The 20750-nt window shown below is 43.2% G+C and carries 19 protein-coding genes and 1 other annotated feature; of the genes, 3 read left to right on the forward strand and 16 right to left on the reverse strand.

All coding sequences use genetic code 11. The annotated features are described in order from the left end of the window. Positions 1-2: 2 nt before the first annotated feature. From MKZ26_RS14240 to MKZ26_RS14260, 5 genes are all read right to left on the reverse strand, one after another. Positions 3-905: an ABC transporter permease gene (locus tag MKZ26_RS14240; RefSeq protein ID WP_340742563.1), complete on the reverse strand. Its 903-nt coding sequence runs from the start codon at positions 903-905 to the stop codon at positions 3-5. A 35-nt stretch (positions 906-940) separates the two neighbouring features. After that, positions 941-1903, reverse strand: a complete 963-nt coding sequence (gene opp4B, locus MKZ26_RS14245; RefSeq protein ID WP_340766585.1) for an oligopeptide ABC transporter permease — start codon at positions 1901-1903, stop codon at positions 941-943. A 5-nt stretch (positions 1904-1908) separates the two neighbouring features. Continuing rightward, complete coding sequence (locus tag MKZ26_RS14250; RefSeq protein WP_340766586.1) at positions 1909-2841, reverse strand: ABC transporter ATP-binding protein; 933 nt, start codon at positions 2839-2841, stop codon at positions 1909-1911. Continuing rightward, on the reverse strand, positions 2828-3844 hold the full coding sequence (locus tag MKZ26_RS14255; protein WP_340766587.1) for an ABC transporter ATP-binding protein: 1017 nt from the start codon (positions 3842-3844) through the stop codon (positions 2828-2830). Before MKZ26_RS14255 ends, MKZ26_RS14250 begins: the two co-directional genes overlap by 14 nt. Before the next feature lie 449 nt (positions 3845-4293). Further along, positions 4294-5268: a DUF4003 family protein gene (locus MKZ26_RS14260; protein ID WP_187046330.1), complete on the reverse strand. Its 975-nt coding sequence runs from the start codon at positions 5266-5268 to the stop codon at positions 4294-4296. A 118-nt stretch (positions 5269-5386) separates the two neighbouring features. On the opposite strand from MKZ26_RS14260, the gene MKZ26_RS14265 reads away from it, so the two are divergent. Then, the gene (locus tag MKZ26_RS14265; RefSeq protein ID WP_340766589.1) at positions 5387-6217 is read left to right on the forward strand and encodes an aminoglycoside N(3)-acetyltransferase; all 831 of its coding nucleotides are present in this window, start codon (positions 5387-5389) and stop codon (positions 6215-6217) included. 849 nt (positions 6218-7066) lie between these two features. Here MKZ26_RS14265 and trpA read toward each other — a convergent pair. From trpA to MKZ26_RS14295, 6 genes are read right to left on the reverse strand one after another with little or no spacing between them, the layout of a single operon-like run. After that, entirely contained in the window at positions 7067-7864 is a 798-nt protein-coding gene (gene trpA / locus MKZ26_RS14270) for a tryptophan synthase subunit alpha (protein WP_340766590.1), read from the reverse strand. Beyond that, complete coding sequence (gene trpB, locus MKZ26_RS14275) at positions 7857-9071, reverse strand: tryptophan synthase subunit beta (protein WP_340766591.1); 1215 nt, start codon at positions 9069-9071, stop codon at positions 7857-7859. The genes trpA and trpB overlap by 8 nt, the downstream gene beginning before the upstream one ends. A gap of 3 nt (positions 9072-9074) precedes the next feature. Next, complete coding sequence (locus MKZ26_RS14280) at positions 9075-9689, reverse strand: phosphoribosylanthranilate isomerase (protein WP_340741167.1); 615 nt, start codon at positions 9687-9689, stop codon at positions 9075-9077. Further along, entirely contained in the window at positions 9686-10474 is a 789-nt protein-coding gene (gene trpC / locus MKZ26_RS14285; RefSeq protein WP_340766592.1) for an indole-3-glycerol phosphate synthase TrpC, read from the reverse strand. The genes MKZ26_RS14280 and trpC overlap by 4 nt, the downstream gene beginning before the upstream one ends. Further along, a complete protein-coding gene (gene trpD, locus MKZ26_RS14290; RefSeq protein WP_340766593.1) occupies positions 10471-11502 on the reverse strand; it encodes an anthranilate phosphoribosyltransferase in 1032 nt (343 codons plus the stop codon). The genes trpC and trpD overlap by 4 nt, the downstream gene beginning before the upstream one ends. A 50-nt stretch (positions 11503-11552) precedes the next feature. Further along, positions 11553-12926 (reverse strand): anthranilate synthase component I family protein, encoded by a 1374-nt coding sequence (locus tag MKZ26_RS14295; RefSeq protein ID WP_340766594.1) that lies wholly within the window; start codon positions 12924-12926, stop codon positions 11553-11555. Between the two features lie 195 nt (positions 12927-13121). Further along, positions 13122-13348: a binding site (T-box leader), on the reverse strand. A gap of 346 nt (positions 13349-13694) precedes the next feature. Here MKZ26_RS14295 and rluF point away from each other — a divergent pair. After that, the gene (gene rluF, locus MKZ26_RS14300) at positions 13695-14399 is read left to right on the forward strand and encodes a 23S rRNA pseudouridine(2604) synthase RluF (protein WP_067204263.1); all 705 of its coding nucleotides are present in this window, start codon (positions 13695-13697) and stop codon (positions 14397-14399) included. Positions 14400-14460: 61 nt separating this feature from the next. Here the strand turns inward: rluF and MKZ26_RS14305 are convergent, their stop codons facing one another. The 4 genes from MKZ26_RS14305 to dacB form a co-directional block, all read right to left on the reverse strand. Further along, positions 14461-15186 carry an amino acid ABC transporter ATP-binding protein gene (locus MKZ26_RS14305; RefSeq protein ID WP_067204261.1) on the reverse strand — a complete coding sequence of 242 codons (726 nt, stop codon included), beginning with the start codon at positions 15184-15186 and terminating at the stop codon, positions 14461-14463. A 12-nt stretch (positions 15187-15198) separates the two neighbouring features. Continuing rightward, positions 15199-15867, reverse strand: coding sequence for an amino acid ABC transporter permease (locus tag MKZ26_RS14310; protein WP_067204259.1), 669 nt, complete (start codon positions 15865-15867; stop codon positions 15199-15201). Positions 15868-15907: 40 nt separating this feature from the next. Continuing rightward, entirely contained in the window at positions 15908-16735 is an 828-nt protein-coding gene (locus tag MKZ26_RS14315; RefSeq protein ID WP_338654315.1) for a transporter substrate-binding domain-containing protein, read from the reverse strand. A 133-nt stretch (positions 16736-16868) separates the two neighbouring features. Further along, positions 16869-18431, reverse strand: a complete 1563-nt coding sequence (gene dacB, locus MKZ26_RS14320; protein ID WP_340766595.1) for a D-alanyl-D-alanine carboxypeptidase/D-alanyl-D-alanine endopeptidase — start codon at positions 18429-18431, stop codon at positions 16869-16871. Positions 18432-18585: 154 nt separating this feature from the next. Here dacB and mgtE point away from each other — a divergent pair, with 154 nt between their 5' ends. Continuing rightward, positions 18586-19944, forward strand: a complete 1359-nt coding sequence (mgtE, locus tag MKZ26_RS14325) for a magnesium transporter (protein WP_156475934.1) — start codon at positions 18586-18588, stop codon at positions 19942-19944. Between the two features lie 71 nt (positions 19945-20015). Here the strand turns inward: mgtE and MKZ26_RS14330 are convergent, their stop codons facing one another. After that, a complete protein-coding gene (locus tag MKZ26_RS14330) occupies positions 20016-20699 on the reverse strand; it encodes a GNAT family N-acetyltransferase (RefSeq protein WP_340766596.1) in 684 nt (227 codons plus the stop codon). Positions 20700-20750: the final 51 nt, after the last annotated feature.

The raw sequence follows: 20750 nt of genomic DNA on the forward strand, positions 1-20750 counted from the left end.
TCTTATCCTCTTCTTTGCCGTGCATCAGTCGCACGTTTTAACGCTTGACCGACATTATTTATACTCAACATCAGCACTAAAATCAGCAGTGATGCAGGTAACCAGATCCACCATCTATACTCCAAAGTTTGTGGGTTTCTTGCATAACTGACAAGTGTCCCAAGGCTTGGCGTACTTTCCGGAAAACCAAAGCCTAAAAATGACAGCCCGGATTCCAAACCAATGTTTGCAGCTAAGCTCAATGTCATCGAAACGATAATAATTGAACTTAAATTCGGTAACACCTGCGTAAACATAATTTTCAGATTAGAGGAGCCGAGCGTCTTCGAAGCCTGCACATAATCTAGTTCTGTTTCTTGCAATGTTTTCGACCGGATTAACCGTGCTTTTCCCATCCACAAAAAGGCTGTCATAATCAAGGAAAATGTCAAAATGGTATATTTAGGCGAAACTGATACAAACACAATGACAATCATCAGAAACGGTAAAATCATGAAAAAGTCAACAATCCGCATGGCTATATTATCAATTTTCCCACCAAAATAACCTGAAACTAAGCCAACAGTAATTCCAATGACGCCTGTCATTACTGTTACAAGAATCCCAATCGAAAGTGAATTCCGTGTCCCGATAATCAGCTGCCCAAAAACATCTCGTCCCCCATAATCTGTGCCTAACCAAAACTCCGCGGACGGAGGTTTATGAATAGAAAACAAGTCTACTGTCACAATTTCTTTCTGATCTAAAAACAGGGATACACCATATACAAATACCATAATGAGTGTAAGAAAAACTAATGAAATAAAAGCTAGTTTATCTCGAACAATTTCGCGCCAGATAATACTCCAACCGGATGGGCTTCTATCTGCATCCAGTGTACTGTCGGGTAAATGGACATTTTTCATTTCCAACCTAAACCACCTCAAAGTCTATCGAGTTCTTATTTTATACGAATACGTGGGTCAACAATACTTAATATAATATCTGAAAGCAATGCACCTAAAATCGCTGCAATCCCAAATATTAGAACAACTGATGTCACCACACTGAAGTCACGTAGTGAAATTGATTCTAGGAACAGCTGACCCATTCCTGGATACCCAAAGATGCTTTCAATAAAAATAGTTCCTCCGATTAATCCCGTAATTTCATACCCGAAAAATGCAGCAATTGGCAACAATGAATTCCTTAAAATATGGCGGTTATAGACCCTTGACTCAGATGCACCCTTCGCCCGTGCTGTCACCACAAATTCCTTCTGTTTTGTATCAATAATCTCACTTCGCAAATACTGAACGGTCGAAACCGTTGCGATGAGCGCCATTGATAATGAAGGGAGCAATAAATGATTTATTTTACTTAGTACATATTCGAACGAACCTGGACTAAGCCCCGGAGTTACACTACCACCAGTAGGGAACCAACCCAATTGGAAACCAAAGATCCAAACCATAACAAGAGCAAAGATAAATAAAGGAGCCGCGAATCCTACGTACGTATAACCAGTTATTAATCGGTCGGCCCATGAATCGTTATACCGTCCACTTGTTATGCCAAGAGGAATCGCGATTAAATAAGTCAAAATTAACGTAACTAGAGACAGCCAAAATGTATTAACAAGTCGTTGAGAAATTAATTCGGTGACTGGCATTTTAAAGCGGAAGGATTGTCCTAAATCTCCTTGAAACAATGCTTTAACCCAATCCATGTATTGAATATACCAAGGATTATCTAGGCCTAGTCTTTGTCTCATCGCTTCCATCGTAGCTAGATCAATATTCGGATCGACCAAACCACTTAATGCATCACCAGGCATCATTTTCGCCATGATAAATATCAAAATACTGAGTAATGCAATTTGTGGAATCATTATTCCAATTCGACGTACAGTGAATTTCCACATACCATTCACCCTTTCCCAGGCAAAGCCACTAAATGTGTGTCCGATACAGGCTGTAATTTATAGGCCAAGCCCAAGTCATCGAAATAATTGTCGTACGACTGCTCATATTCTTCTTTTACCGCTTGGCGGAATTGTACCTGTTGTTCACGTTTTCTAGGATCAATATCAGGGATTGCAGCAACCAGTCGTTTTGAGTAAATATGCTGTGGATTTTTAAAGATATCTTCCGGAGTACCTTCCTCCACATAACGTCCTTTATACATAATCCCAATTCGATCACACATATGCTTGATAATTCCAAGATCGTGGCTGATAAAAAGATAAGTAAGACCTAACTCTTTCTGAATCTCCTGCATAAAGTTCAAGACTTGTGCTTGAACGGAAACATCAAGCGCTGACACAGGTTCATCGGCAATAATTAGCTTTGGCTTTAGAGCAATTGCCCGAGCAATCCCAATCCGTTGGCGTTGTCCACCTGAGAATTCATGCGGGTATTTATGTATACTTTCTGGACTTAAACCGACAAGCTCTAATAGTTCCCCGACACGCTTCTTTTCTTCACTTCTTGAAAGATTTTCGTAATTACGAAGCGGTTCGGATACAATATCAAGTACTCGTTTTTTTGGATTCAATGTGGAATAGGGATCTTGAAAAATCATCTGTATATCCCTACGTGCATCCACTTTTGAACGGCTCATATCAGTTATGTCCTGTCCGTCAAAAGTAACTTTTCCAGAAGCAATTTTATTTAAACCGATGATTGCCCGTCCAGTTGTTGTTTTACCGGACCCAGATTCACCAACAAGCCCATATGTTTTCCCTTTTTCAATCGAAAATGAGACACCATCAACTGCTCTGACATGGTCAATAGTCCTACCAAATACGCCACCTTGAATCGGAAAATGGACTTTTAAATCTTCTACTTCAAGAAACGCCATGGTACTGATCCTCCTTGCTTTTATCAGGGAAGCTAAACTGTCGATAACAAGTACAGCGTACGAAGTGACCCGGAGTTACTTCGTGCAATACCGGATTCTCCTCATGAGCTGACTCATCCACCCAAGGAATTCTAGGACTAAACCGACAACCGTCACGTACCAACTTCTGCAAGGACGGGACAATTCCCTCAATTACATGAAGTTCAGATTGCTCTTCATTTGAATTCGGAACTGAGTTCAGTAACGACCTTGTATAAGGATGCAAAGGGTTTTCGAATAACGTATAAACATCTGCAATCTCAACAATTTGACCTGCGTACATGACAGCAACTCGGTCCGCCATTTCAGCAACAACCGCTAAATCATGGGTAATCAAAATAATCCCCGCATGAATCTCTTCTTTGAGCTTTTTTATTAAATCAAGTATTTGAGATTGAATGGTCACATCCAGGGCAGTCGTCGGCTCGTCGGCGATCAATAGCTCCGGCTCATTGGCAATCGCCATCGCGATCACTACCCGCTGCCTCATTCCACCTGATAATTCATGGGGGTATTGATCGTACGTAAATGCTGGATTGACAATTCCAACCTTATTCAGCAAATCAATGACTCTCTCTTTCCGTTCCTTTTTCGGTAGCTTATTGTTATGGATATATATAATCTCATCAATTTGATCGCCAATAGTCATTAATGGATTCAATGCGGAAAGCGAGTCTTGAAAAATCATCCCCATTTTATTCCCACGCAATTCATTTAGCTTAGCTGGAGACATATTCACTATATTCTGATCCTTAAAGTAAATATTCCCTTCCACTTTTGCTTGACTATGCAGACCCATTATTGAAAAAGCAAATGCACTCTTCCCACAACCCGATTCTCCTACGATGGCTAGCAGTTCATTTTTTTCAACAGTCAATGATACATCATCAACTGCTGCATAGTAGTTATCTTTAATTCGAAACGATGTGCGGAGATTTTTAATTTCCAATACCGGGTTTCCCAAGAAAACTTCCTCCCTACATTACTTAAACTCCCAAACTATTAATAGTAAATTTTCTGATATTGATTCACTTGCACCAATATACTATACAAATTTATGGATGACAACACTATTTTTCCAGAATACCAAATACATAAAAAACTCCGCGTGTGACAATTAGGTTACAAATAGGTTACAAACGTTGACCTGAAAGCATTTCCTGACCCGAAATACTTTTAGCTTTTTAAAAATAAAAATTTGTCATTTTATTTATAAAACGCAAAAAAGATTCCATTTCCGATTTGGAATGAAATCTTTTTTTGTATTCAACAGGACGTGTTCATCATTAAAAACTTTTTAGGTGTTACCAGTTCTTCGACGAGGTACACGGAGTTGAAATCGAGTTTTAGAAGTCCACTTTCCCCATAATGTAAAAGCCCTTCGAAACTGGATGGGAATTAAGCGAATCACAATCAATTATTTGCTGAATTTGCTGACGTAGACGCAACCATCGCTGCAATCGTCGCAGCCATCACCGCTTGCTGTGCTTGTATAATCAATTCCACAGACGTCGCAAGACTAACACTTTCTGCTTCTGCACTTTCAGTCAATTTATGCATAATGTACCCAATCGCAATAGACAACGCCATTTCCCGATTCCATTTAAAAGGTTTAGATTCCTCCAATGAATGCGTAAGTTCGACAATATTCTGCAGTTCTATATCATCTATTCCAAATACTGTGAGAAATCCAATCATCGGATAATGCACAGGTCTTACTTTCGTATTGCGCTTGAAATGATTTAGTACTTCCACAGCCCTGGTTATGAGACTTGGATCAAACTTGATCTGTATGTAAGTCATCACTTGTGACAGCCATTGTAGTTCATTTCCCGAACGGAATCCCTCGGTTCGCAATGAGTCATAATACGCACGCATCGACTTCGCATGCTCCATTGGATCAGCGCCCCTTTTCCCTAACAATACTGCATATGCGTAATCATCGTCTGACGTCAGGAAAAAATGCCGTTTCTTAATCGCATCATATAGTTTTTTAGCTTGACGCGCCTCGTTTTCATAGAGCTCTGTATCGTTGGTCAACAGGAGGGCAGCCAAATATGAATGGATTGTATTGCGGAAGCCTATACCTTTTAAGACTTGTTGCTTCGCGAATAAACGATTCACCTCTTTGTCGATATCTGTCCCAGGCTTATCTAGAAATGCAGCCATCATCGGAAGTAGATTGCCGCGTAGCGGAGAAAGCCAGCTGGATTTACTTTTTAGTGCATCCATTACTCGACTCAAACTTTCCGCGTCAAACTCCCTTTCAGATGTGACATAGTACGATGTAATTGTCAGCACGACGTTTTTATCCACCGTCCAACCTGCCAACGACTTCACTTTTTCATATGTCGTTTCAACTTCCTGTCTAATCACATTCGCATCCATTGAACACATCTCCTTTTATATATGTACGCTCGTCCGCAAGAAAGGTTTCATAAAACTTGGCAAAACCTTTCTTGCTTGCTATGCTTTTCGAAAATATCTATAGAATTGAGTGATCCACATGACCGAATTTGAAACGATTCTCGATACCCATTCATTCCAATCGAAAGAGACACTAAAAGAGCAGCTTAACTTACTTGGTGTTAAATCGGGTGATCATATTATTGTCCATTCATCCCTTAAATTGATGGGATGGATTGCAGGTGGTGCACAAGCCGTCGTCGAAGCGCTGATGGAAACAGTGACGTTAAACGGGACAATCATCATGCCCGCGCAGTCTGCCGACAATTCGGAACCATCTTACTGGATGCTTCCCCCTGTCCCAGAAGCGTGGCATGAACCTATACGTCAATCTATTCCCGCTTATGACCCGAACTTAACCCATCTACGTGGAATGGGGAAAATCGCTGACTGCTTCCATCGCCATCCAAAAACAATTCGAAGTTCTCACCCCGCCCATTCGTTCATGGCGTGGGGACTACACGCAGATGACTGGATGAGTGAACATCCGCTCGATGATTCATTCGGAACGAGTTCTCCACTCGGAAAAATGTTGAATGCGGATGTGAAGGTCATTATGATTGGAGTCAGTTATGAATCATGCACCGCACTTCATTTAGCTGAATACCTAGCTCCTGAATATACAGTCTCTCCTCAAGGTGCAGCCCTCATGCAAGACGGTGAACGAATTTGGGCCACTTTTGATATGGTCGATGTCGATTCGGATATTTTCCCCGAATTGGGTACCGCGTTCGAGGAAATGAACCCCGGCATTGCTATCGACGGCAAGTTAGGACAAGCCCTTTGCAAAGTCGTTCCGATGAAACCGCTCGTTGAGTTTGGGACTGTATGGATAACTGAAAAAAGAATGTCAGAAGTAGTCGCTGACTAAAAATAGAAACTGCACAACCCTATTCTAGCACTATACGACAAAGCAACGTCACTGTATAAGAAACGCCCCTCCTCGTGTGATTTCTCACGCAAGGAAGGGCGTTTTTCTTAACTATAAATGTTGAATTAAAGAATCCCATTGAATCTGCTGTGGTACTCAATAATGAGAGAGTTGTAATTCGGGATGTGGATTGTAGAACGCTTGGCGCTTTGGGGATGCCTTTCACCGTAAGCCTGGATTAGCGCTTCGCATCCAGTCTTACGGCTTCGGCGACCCCTTTGCCGCGCCTTCGCTAGGTTGTATATTTTCGAGAAAAATGTAATTTTGAGATGTATATGGCGAGATTGTAAGGTGATTACTAGTTGATACTATATAAATGAATCCCATTGAACTGCTACGGCGCTAGGGGATGCCTCCCGCTATAAGTCAGATGAGGTATTCTTTAACCAATCTGGAATAACCTCTTGGCATTAACTTTATAATTTCTGCAGAGAACGCAGATATTATACAAACCTAACTCTTCGTTGTTCGGTTGGCTACCCCTGTTAAGGCGCCTTCGCTCAGTATATATACCGGATTCAACATATATAATTATAGTCAAGAAATCCGCAATCCAGGTTGCGGGTTTCGTCACAGATAACGAAATGTGCTTTCTCAAATAAACCATCCAGCGAAGGCGCGACTTCGTGGTAGCCGGAGCGATAAGACTGAAAATGGTCTTCTTTCTGGCTTATCGCGGGAGGCATCCACAAAGCGTCGAAGCGGTATTAGCAGGAACTCCAATTCACTCCAAGTATTAGGGCTTTTCAGTGGTCTCCCAAAAGCCCCTATAAAGCGCATACGCCGTATTCATTTGTTCAACATATATATTTCTTTTTTCGACATTTTTACTAATGCCTCGACTGACGTCAAATCATTTCTATGAAAAGCAGCAACAATCGCACTTCCAACAATGACTCCGTCTGCAAGCGCACCAATTGACCGGACTTGTTCAGGTGTTGAAATCCCGAACCCTGCTAGTACAGGGACAGGACTTACCGCTTTTAGCTGCTCCAAATGGGCAGCAAGATCATCGCCAAATCCATCCCGCACCCCTGTAATACCGTTTACCGTCACTGCGTACACAAAGCCTTCAGCTGCCGCTGTTATTTTCTTAATCCGTTCTGGTGGGCTCGTTAGCGAGACTAGTGGAATGAGTGCAATCTCGGATTTTGCAAGAGAATTCTGCAATAGTCCACTTTCTTCGTGTGGCAAGTCAGGCACAATAAGTCCACTGATACCGCTGTTCTGGCAATCCTTCGCAAATTGATCAATGCCATAGCTCAAAATCGGATTCAAATAAGTCATGATTACAAGCGGAACAGTGACTTCATCCTTGAATAAAGTGAGTTCTTTCAATACCTTACGAAGTGTTACCCCTTTAGCAAGTGCTCGTTCTCCCGCTTGTTCAATCACCGGGCCGTCTGCGACCGGATCTGAAAAAGGAATACCCAGTTCGATTGCGGTCACACCTGTTTGTTGGAGAAATAATATGTTTTTCTTAATCGTTTCAAGACCGCCGTCGCCCGCCATTATATAGGGCACAAATGCTTTATCGCCCCGGGTTATACAATCAGTAATCGCGTTATTTAAGTCTTGCTTAGTCATTCAAGCCACCTCCTAAAGCATCGCGTACGGTTTGGACATCTTTATCGCCACGTCCTGAAAGGCAAATAACGAGAATTTCTTCCTCACCCATCGTACCTGCCAGTTCGACTGCATAGTGAACCGCATGTGCACTTTCAAGTGCAGGGATGATTCCTTCCACTTTCGCCAATAACTGCAATCCTTCCAATGCACCCGCATCCGTGACAGACGTGTATGTAACGCGCCCGATATCATGTAAATGGCTATGTTCCGGACCAACTGCGGGGTAATCGAGACCCGCTGAAATGGAATGCGCCTCCTGGATAAATCCATCATCGTCTTGCAATACATACATATACGCCCCATGCAGAACGCCTTCTTTGCCATCCGCAATTGCAGCTGCATGAAGTCCTGTTTCAATACCGCTTCCCGCCGCCTCAACACCATACAAAGCAACGTCTTCATCATCAATAAAAGGATGGAACATGCCGATTGCATTACTTCCACCGCCGATGCACGCCACAATTGCATCCGGCAGACGCCCTTCTTTCTCCATAATTTGTCCTCTCGTTTCCACACCGATTACACGTTGGAAATCACGAACAATTCTCGGGAATGGATGCGGACCAAGCGCAGATCCTAATATATAATGCGTGTCTTCCACATTTGCCACCCAGTAACGCAGCGCCTCATTGACTGCATCTTTCAGTGTACCTGATCCTTTATCGACTGAAACGACTTTTGCTCCAAGTAACTCCATGCGGAAAACATTCAATTCCTGCCTGCGAATATCTTCTTTCCCCATGTAAATAACGCATTCGAGATTAAACAAAGCACATACTGTTGCTGTCGCTACTCCGTGTTGACCTGCTCCGGTTTCCGCAACGATTTTCTTTTTTCCCATACGCATCGCAAGGAGTGCCTGCCCAACCGTATTATTGATTTTATGTGCGCCGGTATGGTTTAAATCTTCCCGTTTGAGATAAATCTTCGCACCGCCCGCTTCTTTAGTAAGTCTTTCTGCAAAGTACAGCGGCGTCTCCCGTCCGACAAAATCCTTTAAGTAATAATTTACTTTGTCCGTGAAAGCCGGATCGGCAATCGCATTATCATAAGCAGCCTCCAGTTCGATAAGTGCTGTCATTAATGTTTCAGGAACAAACTGCCCACCAAATCGTCCATATCGTCCTGCCTGTGTAGTTTGAGTTACACCCAATTCTTGTACCATCGCTTATCTCTCCTCATCTTTGACTGCTTTAATGAATGCGCGAATCAACTTGTCATCTTTTCTTCTCATAACTTCTACTCCGCTTGAAACGTCCACCATATATGGATGTACCATCCTGATTGCTTGTGCAACATTATCCGCGTTCAGTCCACCCGCCAGAATAACTTTGTCCGATTGTACACCAGCATCTTTCATTAGTTGCCAATCAAAAGTTTTTCCACTTCCACCTTTAAAGTCCGTTCCAGGTGTATCAAACAAAAAGTAGTCTGTTTCATAGTGAGCAAATCGCTTTGCATCTTCATCACTGTAAACTGATAACACTTTAATGGAAGGAAGTCCGACTTTTTCGATGAAATCTGAACTTTCATCACCATGAAATTGAACAAAATCTAGCGGTACTTCTCGGTAGGTTTGCTCAATTTCATCTTGTGATGCATCAACAAATACCCCAATCTTCAGCACTCCAGGTGGAATATTCTTTGCCAACTCTTGCGCTTTGGCAATTGTCACTTGTCGTCGGCTTGGAGCAAAGACAAAGCCGATTGCATCTACTCCAGCATCGACTGCCGTTTTCACGTGTTGTGATTCCATTAGTCCACAAATTTTCACCTTCGTCATCGGACTACCCTCGGTAATGCGACTTGCAGTGATTGGATAGCTGTAGCGACTTCACCACTTCGCATCAACGATTCGCCGACGAGCACTGCACTTGCACCAGCATCTGCTACAAATAACGCATCTTCCGATTCCCAGATACCACTTTCGCTGATGAGGACACGTTCTTCATCGAACGGAAAAATGGCTGCAATCTCTTCTGTTCTCTTTAAATCCACTTTAAATGTGCGGAGATCACGATTATTTACACCAATTATTTTTGCGTTGATGGCGATAGCGCGTTTCAGTTCAGCCTCATCATGTACTTCTACCAATACTTCCAAGCCAGATTGCAGCGCGTAGGCATGAAATTCAGCGAGTTCATCATCAGTAAGTGCAGCAACAATCAACAGGATGACAGAGGCTCCGGCCCTTTTTGCTCGGTCAATCTGTACAGGATGGATGATAAAATCCTTGCATAGCAACGGGATAGGAACATTGTCCGCTACAGCTGCTAGGTCTTCGAATGACCCCTTGAAAAAGTGACTATCCGTCAATACAGAGATGCATGCTGCACCTGCATGATAGTAAGAAATTGCCTGTGCAACGGGATCAGCGCCTTCCGCGATAAGTCCCTTCGAAGGAGATGCGCGCTTCATTTCCGCGATGACTTGCAAATGCTCTGTTTTATATAGCTTGTTGAATAAAGACGGACGCGACGCCCGTGCTTCTTGTCGTACATCCTGCTCTGCCAACATGTCTTGTACTTCACGCCGTTTCTCGTGTAAAATCTTGTCTAAAATCGTCATCTTGCCACCGCCTTTGCACCGATTTTCTGACTGAATGCTACGACAGCGTTAAGCTTTTGCAATGCTTTGCCAGATAAAATACTTTCAGTCGCCTGTTTGACGCCCTCTTGAATTGTCCCTGCTCGCCCATTTGCAAATAATCCGATGCCTGCATTGAAAACGACTGTATCGAAATGAGGACCGCGTCGTCCATTGAAAATTGCCCGAATTGTTGCTGCATTTTCCTTTGCGTCGCCTCCACGTATGGCTGAAATCGGAGCGTATGCAAGCCCCACATCATCTGCAGTCAGCGAAAATGGGATCAAATCGCCTTTATCAAGAAGGACAAATGCATTTTGTCCCGCAAGTGACGCTTCGTCCATCCCCCCCGCGCCCGATACGACAATTGCCCGCTCTCTGCCAAGCATGCGCAATACGGATGCGTATTCCATCGTGAAGTCCGGTCTGTTAATACCCGTGAACTGTGTTTTCAAAGGGATTGGATTTGTCAAAGGACCTACTAGATTAAAGATAGTCGACTTGCCAATTTGCTGCCGGATTGCACCAATTCGTTTCATTTTCGGATGAACATTTGGCGCATATAAGAAGGTGATTCCTTCCTGTTGAAGAAGTTCGATGGTTTCATCTAAGCTGAAGTCTATATGAATGCCAAGGGCTTCCAATACATCGGAACTTCCCGCGGCACTCGAAACTTTCCGATTACCATGCTTAGCGATAGATGCGCCGGCTCCCGCCAATACGAACGCGGATGCCGTACTAATATTGAACGTATTTGAGCCGTCTCCGCCTGTTCCGCAGTTATCCATAAATGTTTCCCGTGGAACATTTACCCGAAGTGCGAACGATTTCATTACCGAAGCAAGAGCCGCTACTTCATGGGCCGTTTCTTCTTTTCGTGACAATGCCACAAGGAAATCGACTATGTCCTGCGACTCGGTTTGTTCATTAAACATCAACTTAGAAGCTTCCACCATTTCTTCATACATCAAATGCTCGCCCAACTCTACTCTTCTAACAAAACTTCTCATCTCAATCTCTCCTCTGCTCTGCTCTTTCTCATAATCAATTCATCATCGATTTAGTTAATGACTTCCAACAAGGACTTGGCTTTATTGGCCGTTTCCATAAATTCTGCTGTCGGATCTGACGCTTGCACAATTCCTGCTCCTGCCTGGACGTATGCTTTACCGCCTTTCACAACCATCGTGCGAATCGTCAACGCAAAATCCATATTCCCGTTGAAACCGATATACCCGATTGCCCCGCCGTAAATACCCCGGTCCATTTTCTCCAATTCATCAATCAATTCCATTGCTCGTTTTTTCGGTGTACCTGTTACCGTACCCGCCGGAAGGCATGCCGTTAACGCGTCCAATGAATGTAGCACTGGCGACAATGTTCCCTCTGCTTCCGATACAATGTGCATAACATGCTCGTAACGGACGACTTCCATATAACTTGTGACTTGCACCGAATCTGGAAGGCATACTTTCTTCAAATCATTCCGTCCAAGCTCAACCAACATATCGTGCTCCGCTAGTTCTTTTGGATCCGCCAACAACTCTTTTTCTAGTGCTAGATCTTCTGCTTTATCTACACCACGTCGGCGTGTCCCTGCAATTGGATTCGTCATCACTTTGCCATTCGCTACACTTACGATACTTTCTGGGGACGTACCTAAAACGACGTGATCATCGAATTCCATATAATACATATAAGGTGAAGGATTACGCTTTCTTAGCTTTCGGTATAATGAAAATGGATCGCCGTTAAAGTCTGCCACTAAACGTCTAGACAGTACGATTTGCTCAGCCTCTCCTTGCTCGATATACCCTTTTGCTTCGCGTACCAAATTTTCAAATTGTTGTTGTGTGACAGAACAGCTATAATCCGAGAGCGCAAAAGCCAACTCTTCTTTTTCCGGTCCGGACAACATACTTTCAGCTAGTGCATCCAAATCAGGAGCACTTTGTTCCGGATTAATTTCCGTATGCAGCAATGTCACTTCATTCAACACATGGTCGAAAATAATAATGGTTTCGTAAATATTAAAATTAACATCCGGAAATCCCATATCGTCATGGGAACGCGTCACACTGTCGGAACCCGCTCCGTAACCAACGTAGCCGACCGCTCCGCCTGTGAAAGGAAAATCGATATCATCCGTAATTCGCGGCATCAATCGTTTCAACAGCACAAACAAATCGCCCTCGTGTACATATTTTTTGCCAGTAGCATAAACATGTTCTTCAAGTTTTCCATCGCGCCCGCTATAAGATTTCAGTGGATCCATCCCAAGGAAGGAGTAGCGACCAGATCCCTCATGCTTCGAAGAACTTTCTAATAAAAACTTTCGCTGCCCCTGCATTCTTCTGAAAATCAATATGGGTGTTAATGAATCCCCATTTAACTTCTTCATTGTCGTCCGTAAACTCGTCTGTTCTCTACTCATCTCAGCTCAACTCTCCTCTTTTTGGGTATGAATTAGAAAAGCTACAGGCTCCGTTTAGCCCCGACAAGCGCTGGAAGACCTGAGGATAAAGGTGTTCTTTGCCTTTATCAACAGGGCTGAAGCGACTCGAGGGGCTGGTGTCTGTAGTCTAGACAATGAAAAAAGTCCCCTGCAAAAGGACATAGGAGTCCGATTGCAGAGGACGGAATAGACCGCGTTGCCACCTCTAATTGAAGCATTGCTGCTTCCACTTAGCGTGCCCATAAGACACATCCCGTAACGTGGGATCTCACGTCCTACTTGAAAAACGATTCAAGTAGACTCTCATAAGTCCATTCACACCGGCCGCGAATCAGTTTTCACCACCCACTGACTCTCTACAATCGCGCTCCTGTGCTACTCTTCTTATTCATCAATTTCTCAGCTATGCTCTTCTCAACTCGTCTATCGTGGGCGACACCGCTCTCGGTACCTTCTGCCCGTCTTTGGTAAAATGTTATTCCCATCGTATTACAAGGCGCGTTAGTTGTCAATCTTTTCTGTTTCATTCGCGTCTGATTTAAAATCGGGGCATCTTCTTTTGCGCCGATTGCAAATTTCGAATTCTAATTGCAACTTTTCGGTTTTAATGGCAACTTCGAACTTCTAATGTCAACCTCTTGATTCTAATGGCAACTCCGCACTTCTAATATCAACTCCATGGTTTTGAACATTTTCCGTAGACGCGCTACAATAGAAGAAAGAACTTTCTTAGATAGGATGACATACATGAGAATCAATAAGTATTTAAGCGAAGCAGGAATTGTTTCACGTCGTGGCGCGGATAAATGGATAGAAGATGGACGCATTACGATTAATGGGCAACTTGCCGAGCTCGGCAGTAAAGTCGAAGATGGCGACGAAGTCCATGCTGATGGAAAACTAGTGAAGACGGAAGAGCAACTCGTTTATCTTGCGCTCAATAAACCCGTTGGCATTACTAGCACGACGGAACGCCATATTAAAGGTAATGTCGTCGACTTCGTCAATCATCCGCTACGTGTTTTCCATATCGGCAGACTCGACAAAGACTCAGATGGACTTCTTCTTCTGACAAACGATGGCGATATCGTCAATGAAATCTTGCGCGAAGAAAATGGCCACGAAAAAGAATATATCGTCACTGTCGACCAACCAATCACGAAGGAATTCATCAGACAGATGGAGTCAGGCGTCCCGATTTTAGATACGGTAACAAAACCATGTAAAGTAAAACAACTAGGACCGCGTAAATTCAACATGACATTGACGCAAGGCTTAAACCGCCAAATCCGTCGCATGTGTTCCGCACTTGGTTATAATGTTCGGAAATTACAACGTACGCGCATTATGAACATCCATCTTGGTGACTTGCCGAATGGTCAGTGGCGTGACTTGACCGACGAGGAACTGTCGGAAATGTTCAAGATGTTGAATTATGAACCGAAACGCTAATATAAAAAAGATATCCCGCACCTACTAACACCGGTGTTGGATATCTTTTTTATTCACTGCCTTATACGTCAACCATCTCTAAAAATTGGCGTGTCCGTTCGTTGGTCGAATGGTTGAAAAATGTGTGCGGATCTGTATTTTCAATGATACAGCCTTCGTCCAGCATAACAATTCGGTCGGCAACTTCTTTTGCAAACTTCATTTCATGGGTGACAACGACCATCGTCATACCCTCATTGGCGAGATCCTGCATTACTTGAAGTACTTCCCCGACAAGTTCCGGGTCAAGCGCTGATGTCGGTTCGTCGAACAAGAGCGCTTTGGGTTCCATTGCGAGTGCCCGAGCAATAGCGACACGCTGTTTTTGTCCGCCTGATAGTTTACCTGGATAGACGTCTGCTTTATCAGATAAGCCGACTTTTTCCAAGATTACACGCGCCTCTTTCTCTGCGCGTTCCTTTTTCATCTTTTTGACAATGATTGGTGCCTCCGTGATGTTTTCAAGCACTGTCTTATGTGGGAAAAGGTTAAAATGCTGGAACACCATTCCTACTTCCGCCCGCACATTCGACAAGTCATCTTTCTTCAGATCGACTTGTCGTCCATCAATTATAATTTCACCTTCATTGGGCATTTCAAGGAAGTTCAAACAGCGAAGCAACGTACTTTTACCCGAGCCGCTGACTCCGATAAGCACAACAACTTCTCCGGTCTCCACATCTAGATCGATTCCTTTCAGCACGTCAAGATCGCCGAATGACTTGTGGAGGTTTTTTGTTTTAATCATTTAATTTCCTCCTCATATACTGTCAACATCCAGCTTTTTCTCATACCATTTCAGCAGTGCCGAGAAGATTAGTACAAGTACGAGATAATAAACCCCGACGACTAGGAATGTTTCGAATGGTTGGAATGATGCTGCGGCTTCCCTGTTTGCCAGTCCGAACATTTCTGAAACACCAATAACGTACACAAGTGATGAATCTTTCATGGTAATTATGAACTGGTTTCCAAGTGGTGGAATCGCACGGCGAAGCGCTTGTGGGAAAATAATTCTCCGCATTGCTTGCCGGCGGTTCATACCAACCGCAAGACTTGCTTCTTCTTGCCCGCGATCGATTCCCTGTATGGCGCCCCGGAAAATTTCCGCGATATAAGCACCATTATGAATACCTAGCGCGATTGCACCGGCCCAGAAATTCGATAGGACGACGATATTCGTAATTCCGTAATAGAGAAACATGATTTGGACAATCAGCGGAGTCCCCCGGATTAAAGTAATATACAGGTTTGCGATTGTCTGTAAAATTTTTGATTTGGATATCTTCATTAATGCAAAAACTATACCTAGTGCAGTACCTAACACGAGTGCAATTGCTGTAATTTCCAACGTGATAAGTGCAGCTTTTAAAAATCCTGGGTACGTTCGTATGAATACCTCATAAAGTGTTATAAATATCTCTGGCACTAGTTATACCCTCTTTCTGTAGTCAAGTCTGTGGAGTCATTCATTCTAAAAGCTCCACACCTTCCAGATCAAGGTCTAGTAGATTTCGATCAAACCATTTCTTTGAAATTTCATCATACGTACCATCTTCAATTATTTCTTTCAGCGCTTTGTCAATGTCTTCCCTTAATGCATCATTGTCAGGTCGTACAGCGATGGATGGCTGCTCTACCCATAACGGCTTTCCGACTTCCTTAATTTTAAAATCATTATCAATCGCTTCATAGCCTACGATATCAGCTGTGATAACAGCATCGAGACGACCTTCTATTGTCAAATCTTTTAGTGCAACTACATCACTGCTATAATACTGGATATTGTCCGAAAGGGTTTGTGCGGGTTTTTCATATGTAGATTGGGCCACGACACCGATTTTTTTACCTTTCAAATCATCCTCAGACTTAATATCCTTATTATCTTCGGATACAAAAATCATTCCGCCCGAGTAATAGTAAGGCTCAGTAAAGTTCACCTGCTTTGCACGCTCTTTCGTATAGGCCATTGATCCAATGATTGCATCGAACTTCTTACCGATTAGCCCCTGCATAATTGTTTCAAAGGGATTTGTCACTGGGTTCGCCTCTAGCCCCATCTTGTCAGCAATTGCCTCACCAATCTCTATATCAAAACCAGTTAATTTCCCTTTTTCTTCAAAATTAAATGGCTTATAAACACCACTCGCGGCAAAAGTCAGACTCCCTTTTTTCATAAGTTCATAGCTTCCATCGCCGTCACTTTTTTCTGCTCCGGCATCCTTCTTTGTCCCGCATGCCGATAACACGAACACCGAAACAGTTAACAATAGAAATAGTACTTTCAACTTCCCCATAGTAAAAGTTCTCCCCTTTTTATCATCCCGGATGTTTTTCCGGTTTTTACCTTACTCTCTATCTCGTTCCCTATTCTTTTTCTGCTAAACATAAATATGCACGAAATATGCATTTTATTGCATATCAAATTGTTCACTTTGACTGATAATTCGCAAGTGTAATAGCGATTTTGTCTAGTATTTCAGGCGTCGTGTCATTCAAATAGTTATTAATCATAATAGAAAAAGTAAGTATTTCTCCATCTTTCGTTGTAACGTAACCAGACAACGCGGTGACTCCGTTCAATGCGCCCGTTTTCGCTTGGACGTTGCCTGCTGCCGTAGTCCCTGTCATACGATTGCGCAATGTTCCTCCAACAAACCGTTCTCCATTCCCTGCTACAGGAAGCGCATTCAAAAATGCTGGATACCATGGTTTTGTCTGTGCTGTGTAAAGCAGTTTTGTCACTTCATTCGCCGTGACAAGGTTTTTATGGGACATACCTGATCCATCGCGAAGCAGCATATTTTTTGTATCAAGTCCTAGAGTAGAGAGAGTTGTCTCTATAATTGAAAGCCCCTTATCCCAACTGCCCTCGCCACCTACAGTACGCCCCATCTCTTTAACTAGTACTTCAGCATGTCCGTTATTACTTAATTTCATGAAGGGAATGAACAATTCATGTAGTGGCATTGAATTTTTTGACGTCAGTAAAGTAGCCCCTTTAGTCACTTTTTTGCGCTCGACTTTCGGAGCTGTCGAAAACGTAATGCCTAGTTCTTCAATTGTTTTTTTGAAGATGCTAATCGTGTAGTTTGTCGGTTCCCAGACAGATGCCCAAGTGCGTGTTTTTGTTGAGCCTTCTGGAATCGTCCCGGATACGATAAACGTATTTGTACCGTGTTGCCTTTCAACCGTAATACTTTTCTTGCCTTTTTTAGCTACCGTTTGAGTCTTGTTGACGACTGTCAGGTAATTATTTGCTGGTACCATGGCGACTTGTCCCGCCTGTCCTGATTTCTTGGCAGGATTCACTTCGACAATGACCGTACCTGCGTCATAGTCGTCATTTGGAGATAACGTCAGTGCGGACACCTGGGAACCTGTATAGTAGGGTTCATCAGACCAGTTTAGATCTTGGGAAAGTCTAATGTCATCGTACCAAGTATCATCCCCGTAGACGTTTCCTGCGATGGAGCTGATTCCCTTTGCTTTTAATTCGGATACGAATGCCTTCAGGTCGTTCTTCGTCAGTGTCGGATCGCCTCTTCCTCTTAAATAGAGATTGCCGTGCAGCACGCCGCTCTCTATTCGCCCATCCATATACAACTCAGTCTTGAACGTATGCCCTTCTCCAAGTGTTTCAAGTGCCGCAGCGCCTGTCAGTAATTTCATGACGGATGCGGGGTGGACTCGCGTATCTCCTAGATGGGAATAGACAACTTCGCCGGTTGCTGCCTCACGAATACTTACCACAGTCGTCGCACCTTGTAATCTCGGGTCTTTCAAAATTTCGTCAATGTCATGAAATGCATACGTTTTTTGCGGTTTATCAACTGGTTTATCGACTGGTTCATCAACTTTAGCAACGGATACTGTCGTATTGTCCAGAGCGGTGGTATGGTTATCCTTACCGTTTAATCCGTTTATCAGCAAGACAATCATTACAATTACTAGTAGTACGCTTATCAATTTCAATTGCTGGCTCTTTTTCAATCGATCTTCGCCTCCCACCCAGTTAAGTAAATTATTCCTTTGAATAAACAAACAATATGGTTTTCCGATGAATGAAATAGGGGATAAAGCTATAGAGAGAGAAACGGCAGCACTCTGATCCATCTCTCACCATTTTTTTAGAGAGGTGTATATTTTGGTTCATAAAGACCCTGAGAATGGAATCGCAACTGCGCTAATCCATATATTAAAAGAAGGAAAAAGAGAGACATTCCATGAAATCATGAAGGAATTGAAACCTTTCGATATTGCAAACCAATATGAAAATTTACCAGTGAAACATCGGCCGTTATTTTTAGAATTCCTTACGTTAGATGAATTAACCGGGTTATTACGTCATTTATCACAGGATGATCAGCTCCGTGCTTTGCGAACAATCGGTCCTGCCCGCTCCACGGATATATTGGATCTTATGAAAAATGATGACCTTGCTTTCCTGTTATCGGGACTTCCCCAAAAAGAAGCCGATGCATTAATTGCCGAAATGAAACAAGAAGAAATGGACATCATCCGGCAAATCATGAATTATCCGCCAAAAACGGCCGGAAGAGCGATGACGAACCGCTTCGTATGGATTCATAAATCATATTCTGTCGAGCGGGCAGTAAAGAAACTAAAGAGTTACGCTGCACTTGCGGAGTATCTAAACTATCTGTACGTTCTAGATGATGACAAAAAAGTTATCGGTGTCGCATCGTACAGAGACCTGTTGCTCGCAGAACCCGAAGCTCAAATAGAAGACATCATGTCACGGAATATCGTCAAGGTAGGTGTGATGACCAAACAAGAAGAAGTTGCTAAGATTATTGGCCGTTACGATTTCGTTTCAATGCCTGTCACTGATGACGAAGGTGTTCTGCTCGGTATCATCACGGTGGATGACGTCCTTGATATTGTCGTCCGGGAAGCGAATGAAGATATTGAAATGCTACTGGCCTCCGGAAAAGCGATTGACTTCAGAACGAAGCCGTTAGTTGCTGCCAGAAGACGTTTGCCATGGCTAATTTTACTGCTGTTCATTGGACTTGTTTCTGGAAGTATCATATCCCGTTTCGAAGCGACGCTTGAAGCCGTTGTCGCGCTCGCCTTCTTCATGCCTATGATTGCCGGAATGACCGGGAATACTGGAACACAATCACTCGCCGTCGTTGTCCGCGGTCTTGTATCCGAGGATCTTGATACGAAAAAAATGCTGAAACTTATTTTTCGGGAGCTGTTAGTCGGGATTATTATCGGTATTGTATGTTCCATCGTCATTTCAATTATTGCTTATATTTGGCAAGGTAGTTTTGTACTCGGACTTGTTGTTGGCGTCTCTTTACTTATCACACTTATTATCGGAACGCTGGCGGGTACAATCATCCCGCTCGTCTTGCACAAATTCAATGTGGATCCTGCAGTTGCATCGGGTCCGCTTATTACCACCATCAATGATATATTATCGCTTTTGATTTATTTCGGAATCGCGACCATGTTCATTTCAAAATTGATGTGAATCAAAGAGGATGCGACTTTACTCGATTGGGTGAAGTCGCTCCTTTTCTACTTGTCATGAAAGTCGATAAACTATTTACAATACCGTACAAGCCAGCCATCCGTACTTCCTGAAATCCCAGTCCCTCGCCATCCTTCTTCAAGCAGTTTTTGCTGAGCTTTTGTATCTTGCATCGGAATGAATTGCTCCACTCCCCATTCGTCCCCCTCTTTATGAAGATGTTTCACAAAAACGTAACGCAACACCCCGTTATATTTCTTTTTCAGCGCGGCAATTTCCATCTGCTGTGAAAACTTGTCCTTGAGACTTGCGATATTAAACGGAGCAACCGTTGCGCAAACGTACTTATAGTCTGCCACTTTCAACTGCTCCATTAAGACGTCTGCCATAATCTTTTGCAGACGGTAGCCACGATAGCGTGGCGAAACAGTCGATATCTCCTGATAAATAACAGATTCCAATTCCGTCGAATCAAGCCCAACGTCTGAACCAAGATGCTCTTCATCTGCTCCTGGGACAAGTAATGCACGGAATGCGACGAGCCGTTCATCTGCAAACACCCCTACCATCTTACCGCCGTCAGCCAAAATATATTCGTACTCTTTTTGGGATAATGAAGATAACGAACTTGGATTATCAAGTACATAAACCACCTCATTCTGTACATGTATAATTTCATCAAGGTCTTTCAGGTGCAGTCGTCGAATATAAAACGGATGATTATCTTTTAACAAACCACTATAAAGAATATCCATCTTCTTTTGCCTCCGCTTCGTTGGATAAAAACTGGGATGCTATACTAAATA

It is taken from the genome of Sporosarcina sp. FSL K6-6792 (genome assembly GCF_038004885.1).
GTDB lineage: Bacteria > Bacillota > Bacilli > Bacillales_A > Planococcaceae > Sporosarcina > Sporosarcina psychrophila.